General features: G+C 79.3%; 2 protein-coding genes. Both read left to right on the plus strand.

The features are described from left to right. Positions 1 to 389: helix-hairpin-helix domain-containing protein (locus tag NWP09_RS13190; protein WP_309137127.1), on the plus strand; the 389-nt coding region annotated here is incomplete at its 5' end. Then, positions 389 to 576: hypothetical protein (locus NWP09_RS13195; protein WP_258275935.1), on the plus strand; the 188-nt coding region annotated here is incomplete at its 3' end. The genes NWP09_RS13190 and NWP09_RS13195, both read left to right, overlap by 1 nt.

A 576-nucleotide genomic window follows, 5' to 3' on the forward strand; every position in this document is an offset into this window, starting at 1 on the left:
GGGTGTACCGGCTGCCGGCCGGCGCGCGCGTGCTCGACGCGCTCGCGCGCGCGGGCGGCACGAGCGCCGAGGCGGCCCCGGGCGCGCTGAACCTCGCGCGAGCGGTGGTCGACGGCGAGCAGCTCGACGTGCCCACGCTCGAGGAGCAGGCGGCGTCGGCGAGCGCACCGGCAACGGGCTCGGGCGGGGGAGCGGGCGGCCTCGTCTCGCTCAACCGCGCCGACCAGGCGGTGCTCGAGGCGCTGCCGCGCGTCGGGCCCTCGCTCGCGACGGCGATCGTCGCCCACCGCGACGAGCACGGCCCGTTCACCGACATCGCGCAGCTCGACGACGTGCCCGGCATCGGGCCCGCGCTGCTCGCGACGCTCACGCCCCTCGTGACGCTCTGATGCGCGATCTGCGCCTCGCCCTGCCGGTCGCGATCGCCTGGGCCGCCCTCGCGGCGCTCAGCCCGCACCCGGCGGCGCTCGGGACCGCGGCGATCGCGAGCGCGGGGGTCGCGATCGCGTCGCTGGTCATCGCGCAGGTGCTGGCGCGCGGGCGCAGCGGGCGTACGCCGGGCGAGCCTGCGGCTGG

It is taken from the genome of Agrococcus sp. HG114, from assembly GCF_024723325.1.
Classification (GTDB): domain Bacteria; phylum Actinomycetota; class Actinomycetes; order Actinomycetales; family Microbacteriaceae; genus Agrococcus.